The 17885-nt window shown below is 51.6% G+C and carries 17 protein-coding genes; 13 read left to right on the top strand and 4 right to left on the bottom strand.

Features of this window, described 5'->3' with window-relative positions:
• Positions 1-11: 11 nt before the first annotated feature.
• The 3 genes from purU (at position 12) to ppnP (ending at position 3577) form a co-directional block, all read left to right on the top strand.
• Complete coding sequence (purU, locus tag ACFSUF_RS01075) at positions 12-911, top strand: formyltetrahydrofolate deformylase (protein WP_377599255.1); 900 nt, start codon at positions 12-14, stop codon at positions 909-911.
• Positions 912-1142: 231 nt separating this feature from the next.
• Complete coding sequence (gene tkt, locus ACFSUF_RS01070) at positions 1143-3155, top strand: transketolase (protein WP_377599253.1); 2013 nt, start codon at positions 1143-1145, stop codon at positions 3153-3155.
• Positions 3156-3259: 104 nt separating this feature from the next.
• Positions 3260-3577: a pyrimidine/purine nucleoside phosphorylase gene (gene ppnP / locus ACFSUF_RS01065; protein ID WP_377599251.1), complete on the top strand. Its 318-nt coding sequence runs from the start codon at positions 3260-3262 to the stop codon at positions 3575-3577.
• Positions 3578-3642: 65 nt separating this feature from the next.
• Here the strand turns inward: ppnP and ACFSUF_RS01060 are convergent, their stop codons facing one another.
• Positions 3643-4596, bottom strand: a complete 954-nt coding sequence (locus tag ACFSUF_RS01060) for an AraC family transcriptional regulator (protein WP_377599249.1) — start codon at positions 4594-4596, stop codon at positions 3643-3645.
• 128 nt (positions 4597-4724) lie between these two features.
• Between ACFSUF_RS01060 and ACFSUF_RS01055 the strand changes: the two genes are divergently transcribed.
• Positions 4725-5492, top strand: a complete 768-nt coding sequence (locus tag ACFSUF_RS01055; RefSeq protein ID WP_377600198.1) for a phytanoyl-CoA dioxygenase family protein — start codon at positions 4725-4727, stop codon at positions 5490-5492.
• 333 nt (positions 5493-5825) lie between these two features.
• On the opposite strand, the gene ACFSUF_RS01050 is transcribed toward ACFSUF_RS01055, so the two are convergent.
• The gene (locus ACFSUF_RS01050) at positions 5826-7121 is read right to left on the bottom strand and encodes an NAD(P)-binding domain-containing protein (protein WP_377599248.1); all 1296 of its coding nucleotides are present in this window, start codon (positions 7119-7121) and stop codon (positions 5826-5828) included.
• Between the two features lie 274 nt (positions 7122-7395).
• On the opposite strand from ACFSUF_RS01050, the gene ACFSUF_RS01045 reads away from it, so the two are divergent.
• The 5 genes from ACFSUF_RS01045 (at position 7396) to ACFSUF_RS01025 (ending at position 12485) form a co-directional block, all read left to right on the top strand.
• The gene (locus tag ACFSUF_RS01045; protein ID WP_377599247.1) at positions 7396-8748 is read left to right on the top strand and encodes a glucose-6-phosphate isomerase; all 1353 of its coding nucleotides are present in this window, start codon (positions 7396-7398) and stop codon (positions 8746-8748) included.
• Positions 8749-8832: 84 nt separating this feature from the next.
• Positions 8833-9462, top strand: a complete 630-nt coding sequence (locus ACFSUF_RS01040) for a YigZ family protein (protein ID WP_377599245.1) — start codon at positions 8833-8835, stop codon at positions 9460-9462.
• 203 nt (positions 9463-9665) lie between these two features.
• The gene (locus ACFSUF_RS01035; protein WP_377599243.1) at positions 9666-10241 is read left to right on the top strand and encodes a TetR/AcrR family transcriptional regulator; all 576 of its coding nucleotides are present in this window, start codon (positions 9666-9668) and stop codon (positions 10239-10241) included.
• A 158-nt stretch (positions 10242-10399) separates the two neighbouring features.
• The gene (locus ACFSUF_RS01030; RefSeq protein ID WP_377599241.1) at positions 10400-11173 is read left to right on the top strand and encodes a sporulation protein; all 774 of its coding nucleotides are present in this window, start codon (positions 10400-10402) and stop codon (positions 11171-11173) included.
• Between the two features lie 247 nt (positions 11174-11420).
• Positions 11421-12485: a sulfate/molybdate ABC transporter ATP-binding protein gene (locus ACFSUF_RS01025; RefSeq protein WP_377599238.1), complete on the top strand. Its 1065-nt coding sequence runs from the start codon at positions 11421-11423 to the stop codon at positions 12483-12485.
• A gap of 80 nt (positions 12486-12565) precedes the next feature.
• Here ACFSUF_RS01025 and ACFSUF_RS01020 read toward each other — a convergent pair whose 3' ends face one another.
• Both ACFSUF_RS01020 and ACFSUF_RS01015 read right to left on the bottom strand, forming a co-directional pair.
• Positions 12566-13366, bottom strand: a complete 801-nt coding sequence (locus tag ACFSUF_RS01020; protein WP_377599234.1) for a Cof-type HAD-IIB family hydrolase — start codon at positions 13364-13366, stop codon at positions 12566-12568.
• 14 nt (positions 13367-13380) lie between these two features.
• Positions 13381-14292: a DMT family transporter gene (locus ACFSUF_RS01015; protein ID WP_377599233.1), complete on the bottom strand. Its 912-nt coding sequence runs from the start codon at positions 14290-14292 to the stop codon at positions 13381-13383.
• A 163-nt stretch (positions 14293-14455) separates the two neighbouring features.
• Here ACFSUF_RS01015 and ACFSUF_RS01010 point away from each other — a divergent pair, with 163 nt between their 5' ends.
• The 4 genes from ACFSUF_RS01010 (at position 14456) to ACFSUF_RS00995 (ending at position 17868) form a co-directional block, all read left to right on the top strand.
• Positions 14456-15184 carry a ZIP family metal transporter gene (locus tag ACFSUF_RS01010; RefSeq protein WP_377599231.1) on the top strand — a complete coding sequence of 243 codons (729 nt, stop codon included), beginning with the start codon at positions 14456-14458 and terminating at the stop codon, positions 15182-15184.
• 64 nt (positions 15185-15248) lie between these two features.
• Positions 15249-15692, top strand: coding sequence for a DUF6376 family protein (locus ACFSUF_RS01005; protein ID WP_377599229.1), 444 nt, complete (start codon positions 15249-15251; stop codon positions 15690-15692).
• Between the two features lie 101 nt (positions 15693-15793).
• A complete protein-coding gene (locus tag ACFSUF_RS01000) occupies positions 15794-16771 on the top strand; it encodes an ABC transporter ATP-binding protein (RefSeq protein ID WP_377600196.1) in 978 nt (325 codons plus the stop codon).
• Complete coding sequence (locus ACFSUF_RS00995; protein ID WP_377599228.1) at positions 16768-17868, top strand: ABC transporter permease; 1101 nt, start codon at positions 16768-16770, stop codon at positions 17866-17868. The genes ACFSUF_RS01000 and ACFSUF_RS00995 overlap by 4 nt, the downstream gene beginning before the upstream one ends.
• Positions 17869-17885: the final 17 nt, after the last annotated feature.

The raw sequence follows: 17885 nt of genomic DNA, 5'->3' as shown, positions 1-17885 counted from the left end.
AAGGAAAACGTATGAACAGATCCAACTACCCTTCAGTATTCAAACGCTCGGAAGACCGGCAGGACCGGGGGCGGATGCTTATCTCCTGTCCGGACCGCGCCGGAATTGTGGCGGCCGTATCCCGTTTTCTGCATGACCATGGTGCAAATATCGTCCAATCGGATCAATATACGATGGATCCGGAAGGCGGCATGTTCTTCATCCGCATCGAATTTGACCTGAAAGACCTGGAGTGCAGCCTGCCTCAACTTGAGGAGGACTTCTTGCCGATTGCGGAGGAATTCCGCATGGAGTGGAATATTTTCAGGGCGGCCAAGAAGAAACGCCTGGCGATCTTTGTTTCTAAAGAGGATCACTGCCTGATGGAATTGTTATGGCAGTGGCAGGCGGGCGACCTTGATGCCGATATTGAAATGGTCGTCAGCAACCATCCGGATATGCGGGAATTGGTAGAGTCTTTCGGTATTCCGTACCACCACGTCCCGGTTACGGCCGATACGAAAGTGGAAGCGGAACAGCGCCAGCTGGAGATTGTAGCAGATAAGGTAGACGTGATCATCCTTGCCCGCTATATGCAGATTATTTCTCCGAAATTTTTGGAACATTACCAGAACCGGATTATTAACATCCACCATTCGTTCCTGCCTGCTTTCGTAGGCGGCAAACCCTATGCGCAAGCCTATAAACGCGGGGTGAAGATCATCGGCGCAACCGCTCACTACGTGACGGAAGAATTGGACGGCGGCCCGATTATCGAACAGGACGTCCAGCGGGTAAGCCACCGGGACAATGTGGACGACCTGAAGCGCATCGGCCGACACATCGAGCGGATCGTGCTTGCGCGCGCCGTATCCTGGCATGTGCAGGACCGGATCCTCGTTCACCAGAACAAGACGGTTGTTTTTAATTAATTTGGCTGTTCACCCTTCGTGCTTCGCTCGAAGGGTTCTTTGTATATTCATCTTCTTGTACATCCACAGCGCACAATCCGCCATAGTTTGTCCTCTGCAGCCGAAGGTTTTACCGATGTAATGTGGCAAAGCTTTTTCTCAAGTGGTACAATAATGCAAGTAATTTAATTAGGGAATGCTACTTTCTTGTAGCCTTTCTGCGAAAATGGAAACTTAGGAGGAGTTAGAAGAATGACCTTTACTGACAAGTCGATCGAACAATTATCTATCGATACGATCCGTACTCTTGCGATCGATGCTATTGAAAAGGCGAAGTCCGGACATCCGGGCATGCCGATGGGTTCTGCTCCGATGGCTTACGAATTGTATGCCAATTTCATGAAACACAATCCTAACGAGCCGCTGTGGGTCAACCGCGACCGTTTCGTTCTGTCTGCAGGTCATGGTTCGATGCTGCTATACAGTATTTTGCATCTGACGGGGTATGACCTTCCTTTGGAAGAGCTGAAAAATTTCCGCCAATGGGGCAGCTTGACGCCGGGTCACCCGGAATTCGGCCACACGCACGGAGTAGATGCAACTACAGGTCCTCTGGGCCAGGGAATTGCGATGGCTGTCGGTATGGCCATGGCGGAAGCTCAGCTGGCTGCCGTTTACAATACGCAGCAGCATAAGCTGATCGACCACTATACATACTCCATTTGCGGAGACGGCGACCTGATGGAAGGGATCTCTTCCGAAGCGGCTTCCCTTGCGGGCCATCTGAAGCTGGGCAAATTGGTTGTTCTCTATGATTCCAACGATATCTCTCTTGACGGCGAATTGAATCTTTCCTTCTCCGAGAACGTGGCTAAGCGTTTTGAGGCCTATGGCTGGCAGGTACTCCGCGTCGAGGATGGCAACGATCTGGCTGCCATCAAGAAAGCTGTGAATGAAGCGCAAGCGGAATCGGGCAAACCGACACTCATTGAAGTGAAGACAGTCATCGGTTACGGATCTCCTAACAAAGGCGGCAAAGGCGGACATGCAGGTCCTCACGGGTCTCCGTTGGGAACGGAAGAAACCAAGCTGACGAAGGAGTTCTACGGCTGGCCGTCCGAACCGGATTTCCTGATCCCTGAACAAGTTACGAGCCATTTTGCAGAGTTGAAAAAGAAAGGCATCGAAGCCTACAACAACTGGGCAGCTATGCTTGAAGACTATAAGAAAGCCAATCCCGAGCTGGGCCGCCAATTCGAGAATGCGGTGAGCGGCACGTTACCAGAGGGCTGGGATGCAGAGCTTCCGCGGTATACTCCTGAGGATAAAGCAGTATCTACACGGGTAGCTTCCGGTAACGCTTTGAACGGCATTGCGAAAAACCTGCCGAACCTGGTGGGCGGATCCGCTGACTTAGAAAGCTCCACGATGACTAATATGAAGGGCCTTCCGGTATTCCACGCAAGCAACTATGCCGGCCGTAACATCTATTTCGGTGTGCGCGAGTTTGGTATGGCTGCGGCCATGAACGGGATTATGCTGCACGGCGGCTTGAAAGTATACGGCGGTACGTTCTTCGTATTCACTGATTACCTTCGCCCTGCGGTTCGTTTGGCAGCGCTGATGAAGCTGCCGGTTGTTTACGTCCTGACGCATGACAGTATTGCTGTTGGCGAAGACGGGCCTACACATGAGCCGATCGAGCAGCTGGCTTCGATCCGGATCATTCCTGGATTGACTGTCCTTCGCCCTGCGGATGCGAACGAGACTTCCGCGGCTTGGCAGTATGCGGTACAGAATTCCGATAATCCGGTTGCGCTGGTGCTGACCCGTCAAAATCTGCCGATTCTGGAAGGCACATCGGATTTCTCCAATGTTAGCAAAGGAGCCTATGTAGTAAGCAATGCTGCTAAGGGTAAGCCGCAAGCACAGCTGTTGGCAACAGGCTCTGAAGTTCAGCTGGCGGTAGCTGCACAGAAAGCTCTTGCGGAGCAGGGCATTCAAGTGCGCGTTGTGTCCATGCCGAGCTGGGATCTGTTCGAGAAGCAGCCGCAAAGCTACAAAGACTCGGTGATCCTGCCTGAAGTGAAGGCACGCCTGGCTATCGAGATGGCTCATCCTATGGGCTGGCACCGCTATGTAGGCGATCAAGGTTCGGTTCTGGGCATCGATATTTTCGGCGCTTCTGCACCTGGAGACCGTGTCATCAAAGAATACGGCTTCACTGTGGAGAACGTTGTAGCTAGAGTAAAAGAATTGCTGTAAGGGAATGCCGGGATCGCAGGGCAGTGACCTGCCTGCGCGGTCCCGTTTTCTGTACATAAGGCTTGCATAAGCCGATTAAGACTGCCATGGAGAGGGTGGACAAGTTGTCGCAATTCGAAAATGTAACGGTAGTGAAGAAAGCCAATGTCTATTTTGATGGAAAGGTTACGAGCCGCACTGTGCTTTTTGCGGATGGAACCAAAAAAACACTGGGTATCATGATGCCGGGGGAATATGAGTTCGGAACGGACCAGAAGGAAATTATGGAGATCTTGGGCGGAGAGCTGAAAGTTCTGCTTCCTGGAGAATCCGAGTGGCAGAAGTTCAACGGCACAGGTGAGTTTGTCATACCGGCCAAAGCTTCCTTTAAGCTGGAAGTGCTGACGGTAACCGACTACTGCTGTTCTTATATCTCAGAATAAGGGAAGTGTCCGGCCGTTGGCCGGGCCTTTTTTTCTTTGTTGGACTATTTGTGGTCCCTAACCTCCTAAGCCTCTGTATACTCCGCAAACTTTGCAAACTCCGTAAAACCTTCCTCTTCCGAGGGGAAATGCTCATATATACGAAAAGGAGACTCACGGTATTTGCCCGGTGATGTCCCAATTGTTGAGGTGAAAACCTTGGTAAAATAGTGGATATTTCCGAAACCGCATACCTCCGCGATCTCTTTCAAGGAACTGTTGCCCTCACGAAGAAGTTCTGCTGCCTTACTCAACCGGATGTTGGTTAACTGCTGAACGAATGTGTACTTGCTGTAATCATGAAACAATCTGGACAAATGCCTTTGTGAGATATGCAAATAGTTTGCGACTGTCTGCAGCTGTAACGGCCTGGAAAGGTTGTCAGTCATGAACTGGTGCGCCTGCTTCAGCAATCTGCCATGATCCGCCGTTGAAACAAGGGGGGAGTGATCGCCCGCAGGTTCAGCATCGACAAAGGCCAGCACCAGGGAATTCAAAAACGCTCCGGCCAAAGGACGCACGACCTCCTCGAGTCCGGTATGGGAAGCAGCCTGTTGAAGCAGCGCATGCCATGTAAGAACGGCAGGGAGTTGACCGGCATCAGGGAGAAGATAGCGATCCGTCGTTCTCAGCTTCTCGATTAGCTTCCAGTGGGCTTCTGAGGAATTTCTCCCGTCTCCTCGAAAACTTACCCAAACTAACCCTAGCTCCTCACCTTGATGAATCCGGTGCCATACGTAAGGACGGGAACAGAACAGCGTTCCGGGTTTCAACGGATGGGAAGAATCCCTATCCAAATACACTCCGCTTCCGTTCGTAACATAACAAATTTCAAAGGAGGAATGACGGTGGACCTGGTTGTCCCGGTGCCGCGGATCCGCCGCCCAAGCATCGATTACATAGCTGCCTCCATGTGTCCTCAGTTCTGTAATCTGTCTTAAAAAGGCAAACGCTACAGGGATCAAATCTTCCGAGATCATAGGTCATCTCCTTGTTGTGGCGTATTTTTATAAAAGTGTGGCGTGTCTGTCAAAATACAATTTGCTCTGTTATATATACAATCATAGTGAAGATATTACTTTGTTGTAAAGGGGCGAATGAATTGACTATGAACATTGATGCGCAATTTTATAAGGATGAGGGATATTTGTTGGTGAAGGGGGTATTTTCACCTCAGGAAGTGAAAGAGATGCAAGAGGCAGTGGAGCGGATTATTGCAAAAGCAGCGCGCAGCAAGTTTGATCATAATTCGGCATGGCAGGGCGAATATTTGCCGCAGGATGAATTGAAGAAGCTGGTGTTGAAAGGGTTCCACGATGTCCATTACCAGGAGGCGGCTTTTACCCGCGTGTTGACGAACCCGAACATGATTGAGGTGCTTACACAGCTGATCGGTCCGAATGTGCAGCTGCATCATAGCAAAATGCTCGTGAAACCGCCGGAAAAAGGGGCCGCATTCCCGATGCATCAAGATCAGCCTTATTTTCCGCATGCCAACCATACCATGCTTGCAGCGAGTGTGCATTTAGACGATGCCGATGAGGAGAACGGCTGCCTCCGCGTCATTCCGGGCACGCATAAGCAAGGGCCTCTTCCGCACGTGGGTTCGCATTACTTAAATCATAAAGAGTACCCGATTTCCATGGGAACTCCTTGTCCTGCGCAAGCGGGGGATGTGCTCTTCTTCAACTATTTGACCATTCACGGTTCCGACGTCAACCGCAGTTCCCGGCCGCGCCGGAATGTCCTGTTCCAATTCCGCGACCCCTCCGATCCGCCAGTTGAGAACGTGCACGTCAATTGGGGCCAGGGACTCATGGTCGCCGGAGAAAACCCGGTTTACCGCGAGTACAAGCCGGAGTATCAGCTGAGATAAGCTGGCATTAGTGCTTTGGAGCGGCTTAACGGTTGGAAGTAAGCAATCTCGGGCAGCTCGGGCCGTTAGTGATATGCCATATCACTAGCACCCAGGGTACAGCGAGTTAGTTATACCACATAGCATTAAGGGAGCTCTGGAGCGACTTATAGGGTTGAAAGTAACCAATTTCGGGGCCGTTAGTAATACTAGATATCACTAAAACCCTGGGCACGGCAAGTTAGTGATACCATATCGTACTAAAGAACTCTGGAGCGACTTAACTGATTGGAAAGTAACCTATACCAGAACAAAAAAGACCGCACAGGATTCCGTGCGGTCTTTTCATGGTTCCTATTGACGCTGCTGTTCGATGTAATCTTCGAGTTTGAGGCGGGTGTGCGGCGGCAGGCCTGTCAGCATGCAGCCGTAACGGAATATCCCGTCTCCCGGGACAATCCGGATGATCTTGGCCGTTACAGGAGGGAGTCCTGCTTCCTGCGGGAAGTGGATCACGATGAACATGTCCTGTGCCAGCGGAGCGGAAGACAGGATCTGAAGCCCGGAACTGGACAGGTCCGCCAAGGTGCCCTCAATGATCTGGCCCTGGAAGCCGCCTTCCTGCTCCCATTGGTACACCGATAGCTGGAGCTTGATGCTCAGCTCCAGACGGTCGGTCTTGCGGCGTTCCGGCACAGGGCCGGCCGCCGGTTCCGCCGCAGCGGCCTGCTCCATGCCTCCGGCACGGGCCTCGCGAACGGCCCTCGACGCGATCTCCGTCTGCGTCCAGTCTTCATAGTTGCGGACGACGGCGCAAAGGTCGTCGTCCCCGTACCCCTTGTTCTCCGTCATCTGGAACAAGTTCTTGACCGAGTCAAGCAGCGGCGACGGCATCCGCAGCGCATTCGTCAATTCCGCCGCCAGCTTCAAATCCTTCAGCATCAGCTTGGCGGAAAACTGCGTGGAGAAGTCGCGGTTGATGATCTTCTGTCCCTTTAGATCGGCAGCCTTGCTGCCTGCAGAGCCGTTCTGCACGACCTGCAGAAACTTCTCCGGCTCTAAACCCGAACGAGTGGCCAGCATCATGCCCTCCGCGAAAGCGGCGTTGTTGATGCCCACAATCGTATTGTGCGCCAGCTTGGCGTACGAGCCGGAGCCGGACGGACCCATGTGGATCACTTTGGATCCCAGCGTCTCGAACAATTCCATCTGCTCGGCAAGAACTTCTTCTTTGCCGCCGACCATGAACAGCAAAGTGCCGTCGATGGCGGCCGGCTTGCTTCCCGTAACCGGCGCGTCAAGAAAGTCTACAAAATGCTCGGCCAGGTCCGAAGCAATACGCTGGCTGAGGGCGGGGGACACGGTGCTGGAGTCGATGACCGCCGAGCCTGTCCGAATGCCGTGGATCACGCCCTGTGCCCCGTAAATGACCTCTTCCAATGCTGCGTCGTTGCTGACCATTGTGAAGACCACGTCGGATAGCTTTGCCGTTTCCTCCGGGGAGCCTGCTGTTTCCGCACCCATTTCGACTAAGTCGCAAGCCTTATCTAGAGTCCTGTTATATACAATTACGGAATACCCTTTTCGGATCAAATTGGCAGCCATAGGTTTGCCCATGACGCCTAAACCGATAAATCCGATCGTTTTCATGTTCCATCACCCCAGCATAATTGTATCATTCCCCGGAAAAACTGTGAACTTGAACCTGCACGTCCTCCGGACCTATTGTGAATCCCTTCACTTGTTTTCATTGTCGATTTACAGTACTATATTCTTTGCAAGGGGAGAGGTATGCCGGGAGTCAAGTAAAGCCGGTTATTCTGGATTATCCTTGAGAAATGTAAGTACAGCTGCAAGATGCAATTACTTGCCGGCTTATCCGGTTTTAGAAAACGGATTTCATCCTTTAGGAGGTAACATATACATGTCTAAAGTTCAGTTTGACTACAGCAAAGCGCTGTCCTTTATCGGACAGCATGAAGTGGATTACCTGGCGCCTCAAGTGAAGGCCGCTCATGAGCAATTACATAATGGAACAGGCGCAGGCAGCGATTATCTCGGATGGGTAGACCTGCCGACCAACTACGACAAAGAAGAGTTTTCCCGCATTCAGCAGGCGGCTAAGAAGATCCAATCAGATTCCGACGTACTGATCGTGATCGGGATCGGCGGGTCTTACCTCGGCGCAAGAGCTGCGCTGGAGATGCTGTCTCATTCCTTCTATAACGTACTGTCGAAAGAGCAGCGGAAGACGCCTGAAGTTTATTTTGCAGGAAACAACATTTCCTCTACTTACGTGAATCATCTGCTGCAGGCGATTGAAGGAAAGAGCTTCTCCGTAAACGTCATCTCCAAGTCCGGCACAACGACGGAGCCCGCGATTGCATTCCGTATTTTCCGCGAACTGCTGGAGAAGAAATACGGCAAAGAAGAGGCGCGCAAGCGCATTTACGCAACGACTGACAAAGCTAGAGGCGCTCTGAAAACATTGGCGGACGCGGAAGGCTATGAAACGTTTGTCATTCCGGATGATGTAGGCGGACGCTACTCCGTGCTTACGGCTGTAGGACTATTGCCAATCGCAACTGCCGGCATTGACATTGAGGCGATGATGAAAGGGGCGGCTGACGCACAGCGCGAATACGCGAACCCGAACCTTGCCGAGAATCAGGCCTACCAGTATGCAGCTGTACGTAACGCACTGTACCGCAAAGGCAAAGCGATCGAAATTCTGGTGAACTACGAGCCTTCGATGCATTATGTGTCCGAGTGGTGGAAACAGTTGTTCGGCGAGAGCGAAGGCAAAGACGGCAAAGGCGTCTACCCTGCATCCGTCGACTTCTCCGCAGATCTTCACTCGATGGGACAATTTATCCAGGAAGGAACGCGGAACCTGTTTGAAACCGTGATTCAAGTGGAGAAAGTCGAGGAGCACATTTCCATCGGAACCGATACAGAGAACCTGGACGGACTTAACTTCCTGTCCGGCGAAACGATGGACTTCGTCAACAAGAAGGCGGCACAAGGCACGATGCTGGCGCACACGGACGGCGGAGTTCCTAACCTTAGCGTGACGATTCCGGATTTCTCGGCATACTCGTTCGGCTATATGGTGTATTTCTTCGAGAAAGCCTGCGGCATCAGCTGCTATCTGATGGGCGTGAACCCGTTCGATCAGCCGGGCGTAGAAGCTTACAAGAAGAACATGTTCGCTCTGCTTGGCAAACCGGGCTTTGAGAAAGAGAAAGAAGAACTGGAGAAGCGTCTGAACCAATAAGATGCATCTTCTTGGCATAGGAGCAGTTCACCTCGGGGTGGGCTGCTTCTTTTAAATTAAGGGAATGAAGCAGGAGGGACAGATATGCAGCTGCCAGCGTACCGGACGGTGCTCGCTTACGGGGAACGGGAAATCGTCATCAAAAAATCCAGATTCATCGGACACGCCAAGCCTGTGGAGTCGGAGGAAGAGGCCGTTCAGTTTATCGAAGAGATCAAGAAAAAGCACTGGAACGCCACACATAACTGTTCGGCATACATTATCGGAGAACGGGACCAGTTTCAAAAAGCGTCGGACGACGGCGAACCGAGCGGAACGGCGGGAAAGCCGATACTCGAAGTGCTGAAGCATCAAGGACTCAAAAATACGGCGGTCGTAGTGACAAGATATTTTGGCGGCATCATGCTGGGGGCCGGCGGATTAGTCAGAGCTTATACCGACGGGGCCGTTGCGGGAATTGAAGCGGCGGGCGCCGTAGAAATGGTGTTGCACCGGGAAGTAAAGGTCGAAGTAGATTATACATGGTTAGGCAAGCTCGAAAACGAACTGCGCGGAAAAGAAGTGAAAACGGGCGGAACCGAGTTTACCGATAAGGTGGTGCTGACCTGCCTTCCGTTAGCGGGAGAAGCGGATGCTTTTGCGGCGTGGATGACGGATGTTACGCAAGGTCAAGCAGTTATTACAGCGGGTGAAACGAAATATTTTTATACATGATAAGTAATAATTATACGTAAAAAAGATCGCCGGAAGCTCCGGGTCTGTGTTATATTAGATAAAATAGACCTACAACGTCAACGCGGTTGCTCCGCTTCGAGAGGCCTCGAAAGAGGTCTTGTCCTAACCCAGAGATCATGACTTCCCAGATGAAGCGGAACCGGCAGCAGGTACGAAATCGGAGAGAAAGCGAGTGATAGGGAGTGGCCAGGAAGGCAGTAGATCAGGAGCTTAGCAGAAACCGTATTATGGAAGTAGCAAGGGACTTGTTTGCAACACAGGGTTACAGGGACGTATCGATGCGCTACATTGGACAAGAGCTGGGGTACAGTCATGGTTCGTTGTATTACCACTTTAAGGACAAAGCCGAGTTGTTCTGCGCGCTGGTCGCCCAGGATTATGTACTGCTGAATAAGATGCTTACGGACGGTTTGACGGAACCGCCTGAAGACGGAATGACCAGGCTCGAAATGATCATGCTGAAATTTATCCAGTTCGGCCTTGATTATCCGCATCATTACGAGATTATGTTCCTGATCAGCGATTCCGATTTGAAGAAGTATTCGGAACCGGAACAGAAGCTGCTGTACGACAGATTCTCAGCTTTAGTTTGGGAGGCTTCCGGAAGCACCTGTGATCAGACTAACAATTACGCCTTCTATTTATTCTTATCTCTCCACGGATTCATTACTTATCATGTACACAGCGGCAGCAATTTTGGAGATATCGGTCCTTCAGCCAAGGAGCATGTGAAATTTTTGTGCAGAGGTCTGTCCTAATACTGTAGCGCGAGAAAGCTGTAAAGTGACATAACATTTCTATATCATATAGATAACAGCCGGTTTGTATCAGGGGCCGGTTTTTTCTTTTGCAAAAGGAGACCGTATCCTATACTATGAAGATGCATGGAAATTCATTGTAAAAGGGAGATGGGGACATGTCGTTTTTGAACCGGATGCTGGCAAGCATCGGCATCGGCAATGCGAAGGTGGACACGCGCCTGGCAGCATCGAAACTTACGCCCGGAGATCAGGTAGAAGGGACGGTATTCATTCAAGGCGGCAATGTGGAGCAGCAAGTTGACAGCATCTATCTGCACCTGTTAACCCAGTACATACGTGAATCGAATGACCATAAAGTCACGGAAACCGCTGCTATCGGGAAGTTCAAGGTAGCGCAAAGATTTACCCTAATGCCCAATGAGACTAAGGAGATCCCGTTCACCTTCCTGCTTCCGCTGGATACGCCTGTAACGATCGGCAGAACGCCGGTATGGATTCGCACGGGGCTGGATATCGAGAGCGCTGTAGATCCTACGGATGATGATTATGTGGAGATTTTGCCTCATCCTTATCTGCTTACCGTTCTGGAAGCAGCGGACCAGTTAGGGTTTACCCTTCGCAAAACGACAAACGAATATAATCGCAGATACGGCAATCTTCCGTTCGTGCAAGAGTTTGAATTTTATCCGGGAGGGGCTTACCGGGGCCGTCTGGACGAGATCGAGATGGTCTTCTTCCTGAGCTCGCACGGAGTGGAAGTCCTGCTTGAGGTGGACCGCAGGGCGCGCGGGTTGTCCAGTTTGTTCGAGGAAGCATTCGACCTGGATGAGCGGAAGCAGAAGGTGTATTTCAGCAAAGAAGAGCTGGCTCAGGGGCCTGCTGCGGTAGGACGAAAACTGGAGGAAATTATCCGTTATCATGCACACTAATATATTGAGAAGCCGGGAATCCCGGTTTCTTTTTTTTTTGTTCTCATGCCCAATCGGGTAGACAAACACATATTATAAACTTTGCGAATAGGTTGCATTAGGTTTTTTCATATATGTATTGACGGTTAGGCGTTATTTCCAGTAAAATGATCTTTATATAATCCCCAGTAACTTCATAGGAATTGTTTAGATACAGGAATATGGTATTGGCAGCATCCGCATTATTACGAGTATGGGAGTGGTCGTCATGCATATTGAAGTGAAGAATTTAAATAAAAGCTTCGGCAGCTTTCACGCAGTTAAGGATGTTAGCTTTTCGATCGAGAAGGGACGCCTGATCGGGCTGCTGGGGCCGAGCGGCGGCGGCAAAACTTCCATTCTCCGTATGCTCGCGGGGCTGGAGTCTCCGACTTCCGGAGAGATTTACTTTCACGGGCAGCTGGTAAACCAAGTGCCTCCGCAGGAACGCGGCATTGGCTTTGTTTTCCAGAATTATGCGCTGTTCAAGCACATGACCGTTGCAGAGAATATTGCCTTCGGTTTGAAGGTGATGAAGAAGAAGAAACAGGAAATTGCGGACCGCGTAACGGAACTGGTGGAATTGACGGGATTGAAGGGGTTTGAGCACCGCTACCCGAATCAGTTGTCCGGCGGACAGCGCCAGCGCGTGGCGTTCGCCCGTGCCCTGGCTCCGGAACCGCAGCTGCTGCTGCTGGATGAGCCGTTTGCGGCGATCGATGCCAAGATCCGTTCCGAACTGCGTACCTGGCTGAAGGAGATCATTGAGCGCGTAGGGATCACGGCCATCTTCGTTACGCATGATCAGGAGGAAGCAATCGAAGTAGCCGATGAAATCATGATCATTAACCACGGTCGCATGGAGCAGAAGGGGACGCCTTGGGAGATTTACAAGCAGCCGCAAACCCCGTTCGTTGCCAGTTTTGTAGGGGAATCCACCTTCCTGGATAATATTTCGGGCCTTCGCGGTTTTGAGCAGGCGTCCGATTGGGAAGGAACTAAGGCACTGATTCGCCCCGAGTACATTGAGATCGGTAAAGTGAACGAATTTACCATGGCTTCCGCAACGGAACCGGGCCGCATCAAGAATATTCACTTCCGCGGAAGTGAGTGGAAGATCGAAATCGAAGTCGGAGACTACCGGTTGACGACGTACCGTTCCCTTGAGAAGGATGTCCTTCAACCAGGGGAAGACGTACAGGTCCTGATCCACCGGGCGTATCTGTTCAACGACGAGGATAGCTGGATTATGGAAAACCGGCTGAAGGAAGACCCGATGCCTGTTCATATTTAGGAGCAATGCAAGAAGGCTGTCCCGCAAGTGGGGGACAGCCTTCTTTTGTGGTCAGGAGGAATATATTTTCACTTACACCGTTACTCCGCGTTCAATACAAACTTCTCGATGACATGTTTCACGCCTTCTTCGTTGTTCGATAACGTCACATAGCCGGCGATCTCCTTTAACGGTTCAATCGCATTGCCCATGGCGACGCCTAATCCGGCGGTTTCCAGCATCTCTCTGTCGTTCCACGCATCCCCGATTGCAATGACCTGGGACAGATCCAAATTCAAATGGCGGGCGAGAAATTCGACGGCGTGTCCTTTTGTGCCTTCTTTGTGCATAATCTCTAAGTAGTGGGCTTTTGATTTGGTGATGTGGGTCCGGTCACCGATGATCTCTTTCAGCTCCACGGCTACACGGTCCAGCAGATCGGGTTCGTCGATGATGAGCATTTTGGCAAAAGGCCGCCCCAACAGGCTCTTGAAATCCGGTTCAACCCGATAAGGAACCTTGGATAATGCGCAGTAATCGCGTACTTTCTGGTTATCTTCCTTGCTGTACAGCACATCGTCGATGTACACTTGCAAATGGTAGCCATGTTCTTCACAGTATTGATAAAGCTCGGCTGCCGCGTCCTCCGGGACGTACCGCTCATAGAGAACTTGTTCGTCGAGCAGATTCTTTATCAGCGCTCCCTGATAGGTAATAAGGGGAACATTCAAGTTAATTTGTCTGGCGATTTTTTGAGCGGAATCATACATGCGACCTGTAGCGAGCGTAACAGTTACTCCGCGCTCGATGGCCTTTTCCATCGCTTGTTTCGTACCCTCCGTGACTTGCAGGTCGTCGTTCAGCAGGGTATCGTCAATATCAATTGTAATTAATTTGTACATGTGCAGCATGGCTCCTATCCGTTTGGTTTTATCTCTCTTTTCAGTGAAAAAGAAGGCTGAAGCTCCGACAGCACCATCCCGCCGAAAATGAGCAGGCAGCCTGCCAACGCCTTTGGTCCGAGCTGTTCACCGGCCCAAATGACGGCCGTCAGCGCGGCAAATACCGGCTCCATGGCGAAAATAATCGCTACCCTGGCCGGTGTCGTAAACCGCTGGCATACCGTCTGGATGACGAAAGCCAGCGCGGTCGCAAACAGCGACGTGATGAGCAGCGCCCACATCACGTCGGGCTGCAGCAGCACGCCGCTCCGCAGCGCGGCGGTGCCCTCGAAGAAGATCGCGCCGAAGCCGCACAGGACCGCGACGGTGCCGATCTGCAGCAGCGTCAGCAGGAGCGGCGGGTAAGATGGCGCGAACTTGCCCGTAAACACGATGTGCAGGGCGAACGCGACGGCACAGAGCAGCACGAGGACATCACCGGTATTCACGGTGAACGCTTGTCCGAGGGTCAGCAGGTATAGACCGCAGGCAGCAGCCAGCGCGCCGGCCAGGGCGGGCCACTGCAGCTTGTAGCGCATCAGGGAGGCGCCAAGCAGCGGTACGAGCACGACGGACAGACCGGTAATGAATCCGGTCTTCGCGGACGTCGTGTACAGCAGTCCTGCAGTCTGCAGCGCATAGCCGCAGAAGAGCAGGAGGCCGAGGACGGCCCCGGGCGCCAGCAGGCGGAACCGGAACTGCTTCAGCTGATCCCGGTAGAAGATCAGCATGATCGCCAGCAGCATCGCCGCTGCGGCCGCGAAGCGGACGGCATTAAAACTGAGCGGCGGAAGGGAACGTATGGCGTTCTGTACAATGACGAACGTCGTTCCCCACACACATGCCACCAGCAGTAAACTTAGATCGGCAAACCAGGTACGTTTCAAGCGGGTCCTCCATCTCCATTCTAGAAGTGGTTCTATTATACCCCGCGTATCCGGTCTTTTGAAGTTTTTGTTTCACGGTCCGATCGGCTATTATAGGAAGAGTACGTTCCGGTTTCGGAACCATGCTTGACGATGCATTGACATTTATTATCCGGAGGTATGTATGGAAAGTATGCTTTTAGGCAGTGCCCTTTCAGCTTTCGCAACGGGGGCGGGAGCCCTTCCCGTGCTGTTCCTTAGATCAGCGACGCATCGGTTTAGAGATATTCTGCTTGCTCTGACAGCAGGTATTATGATGGCGGCCTCCACATTCAGCTTAATCCCTCAAGCGCTGAAACAGTCCGATCTCATGGCTATTACTATCGGTATTGCGCTGGGCGTGATCCTTTTAACGCTGATTGGCAAAGTAATCCCTCATTTTGACCTTGAAAGTAAATTTAGCGACAAGCTGGATAAACGTACTATATTAATCATTGCAGCGATCACGATGCACAACCTGCCGGAAGGGCTGTCCGTCGGAGTCAGTTACGCGGATGGCAGCTCCAATCTGGGAGGGTTGATTGCCTTCGCTATCGGTCTTCAGAATGCTCCAGAAGGATTCCTTGTGGGCTTGTTTCTTGTAAACCAGAACATCAAGCGCCTTGCGGCCATCGCCATTGCAACCGGCACGGGCGCCGTCGAAATGATAACGGCTTATATCGGCTATAAACTATCCACCGTAGTAGAGGGTCTTGTGCCTTATGGACTTTCTTTTGCAGCAGGGGCGATGTTGTATATCGTTTATAAAGAGCTGATTCCGGAAAGCCATGGGGACGGCCATGAGACCTCAGCCACGTATGCGTTCATTGCTGGACTGCTTATTATGATCTATCTGATTCACTGGTTCGGGTAATCTTTTGAAACCTTAGAGGGATCCGTACGTTACATATAGGATAACCGACTGAGGAGGAGAACCTATGAAAAGTAAAGTTGTGACAGTACTTCTTTTGACATTGCTCTTGTCCGGCTGCGGTTTGTTCGAATCGGCGACGAGTACGCTGAATTACGCGGATGAGGCAACTACCTATGTACAGAGTGCAACGGATTTTGCGAATCGGGTACCGGATATGGTGCAGCAGGCCGCAGCGGATCCGGGCATAGTGGAGTCATTGAAAACCGAGCTCCAAGCGATGAAAGATAAGGCGGCGGCATTCAGTGCTTTGGAGGCGCCTGCAGTTGCCCAAGACCTTCATCAGCAATTGATCGGGTACAATGAAGCGCTAAGTCAGCAGATTTCGTCCGTACTGGAAATGGTTCAGGCAGATAAAGTAGATTGGGAGGCTGTGAACAACTCACCTTTATGGCAGACGGCCAACCAAATTACACAGCTGTTAAACCAGATCAACTCACTAGGTTTATAATCAGTTATCCATGATAAGACAGGTTCTCTCTTTGGACAGGGAGAGCCTTTTTTTCATGTAAAACTATGGTATGATATGTAAAAAATAGAACGGAGGAATGGATTGTGAACCAGAATGAGGCTGCGGCTGTGGAGCCGTATGTCATTGAAGTGGAAGGCTTGGTCAAAAGATACGGAGAACATAAGGCCGTCAACGGCATCCGGTTTCAAGTGCGGCAGGGGGAAGTGTTCGGGCTGCTGGGACCTAACGGTGCGGGAAAGACAACGACGATGGAAATGATCGAAGGCCTCAGAAAGCCGGACGGGGGTTCGGCCAAGGTCGCCGGTTATGATACCAGAACGGACTTGCGGAAAGTGAAAGAAGTGATCGGGGTACAACTGCAGTCTACGTCATTGTTCGATCTTCTTACTGTAAGGGAAATTACGGAAATGTACGCGAGCTTTTACAAGCATACGGTTCCTATTGATCCGCTGCTGGACAGCATGATTCTAACTGAAAAGAAGAACGCCAGGGTGAAGCATCTATCCGGCGGGCAAAAGCAGCGGCTTGCGATAGCGCTGGCACTAGTGAATGATCCGAAGGTGGTGTTCCTTGACGAGCCTACTACGGGGTTGGATCCACAGGCGCGGCGGACACTGTGGGACATCATTCTCCGGTTGAAGGAGCAGGGCAAGACCGTAGTGCTAAGTACACATTACATGGACGAAGCACATGTCTTATGCGACCGCATCTGCCTGATGGATAAGGGTGAAATTATTGCATTAGATACGCCGCGTAATCTTGTCCATAGCCTGGATTCCGAAAGTGCTGTGGAGTTTCGCATTCCAGGTTACGACCAGCTCGCTGAGGAAGATGCCGGGCGGATCCAGGCCAGTTTTGCACATTTAGACGGCGTCAAACGAGCGGATGTGCATGGGGATTCGTTCACATTGTACACCGATCATCTGCAGCGTGCGCTCATTGCCTTCATCCAAGCCTGTGAAGCGGAAGGCCGTACGTTCGCAGACCTGCAGACCCGCACGGCGACGCTCGAAGATGTGTTTATCCATATGACCGGAAGGAGCTTGAGAGAATCATGAAGTCATATATTCAGCTGACGCTGGCTCAGCTCCGCATTTTTATCCGGAACCGTCAGGTGTTGTTCTGGTCCTTATTCTTCCCGGTCTTTTTTATGATTGTGCTTGGCTCGTTCCTCGGAGGCGGAAGCGGGGCATCCTTCAACGGAGCGGTATTGGATTCCGACCGTTCGGAAGCTTCCGAAGCACTGGTGAGTTCACTGCGGCAATCCCCGTTAGTGAATGAGCTGGAGGATATGGACGATCAGGAACAAGCGCTTGAAATGTTGAAGCAGGGAGACCTGCAGACCGTTATCATGATTCCCAAAGGGTACGGCGAACAACTGGGCCGCAAAGATCCGTCGGCCCCTGCGGAAATTACTGTCTATTATGATCAGACGAATGTAACGGAATCGCAGCTGGGTTTAACCGTGATTCAACAGTCCATTGACGGAGTCAGCAAAAGCATTTTGAATTACAAGCCCGTTACATCGTTGAAAACGGAAGGTGTGCAGTCGCTGAACCTGAAGTATATTGATTTCCTGGTGCCGGGTATCGTAGCCATGATGATTATGAATAATAATCTGAACGGTGTCGCCGGCCAGATCGCTGCTTGGAGGGAACGGGGCATTTTGCGCAGAATGCAAAGCACGACTCTGCAATCCGGGACATTCATTGCGGCTCAAATTACAGCGAGGTTAGTGCTGAACGGTCTGCAGGCTGTCATCGTGCTGCTGATCGGCAATTTGGCGTTCGGGACGCAGGTTAACGGTTCTTGGCTCTTATTACTAGCTTTCGTTATTCTTGGGACACTTGCTTTCATGTCCATCGGTTTTATTATCGCCGGATTGGCCAAAACACCGGAAAGCGCCGGTCCTATCGCGGGCTTTATTTCCTTTCCGATGCTGTTTCTTGGCGGTGTGTTCTTCCCGATCCGAAGCATGCCGGATTGGCTGCAAGGTTTTGTGAAGCTGCTCCCGATTTCACATCTGTCTACGGCGCTGCGGCAGGTGATGAACGTGGGGGCAGGCGCTGCCGAACTTTGGGGAGAGCTCGCGCTTCTCGGAGGCTGGATGCTCGCAGCCTTTATTATTGCCAGCTTTACTTTTAAGTGGGAATAAGATGAAATGCCGGCGGC

Origin of the sequence: Paenibacillus gansuensis, assembly GCF_042684925.1 — a bacterium.
Classification (GTDB): domain Bacteria; phylum Bacillota; class Bacilli; order Paenibacillales; family DY6; genus Paenibacillus_N; species Paenibacillus_N gansuensis.
This window is presented reverse-complemented; position numbering and strand designations above follow the sequence as displayed.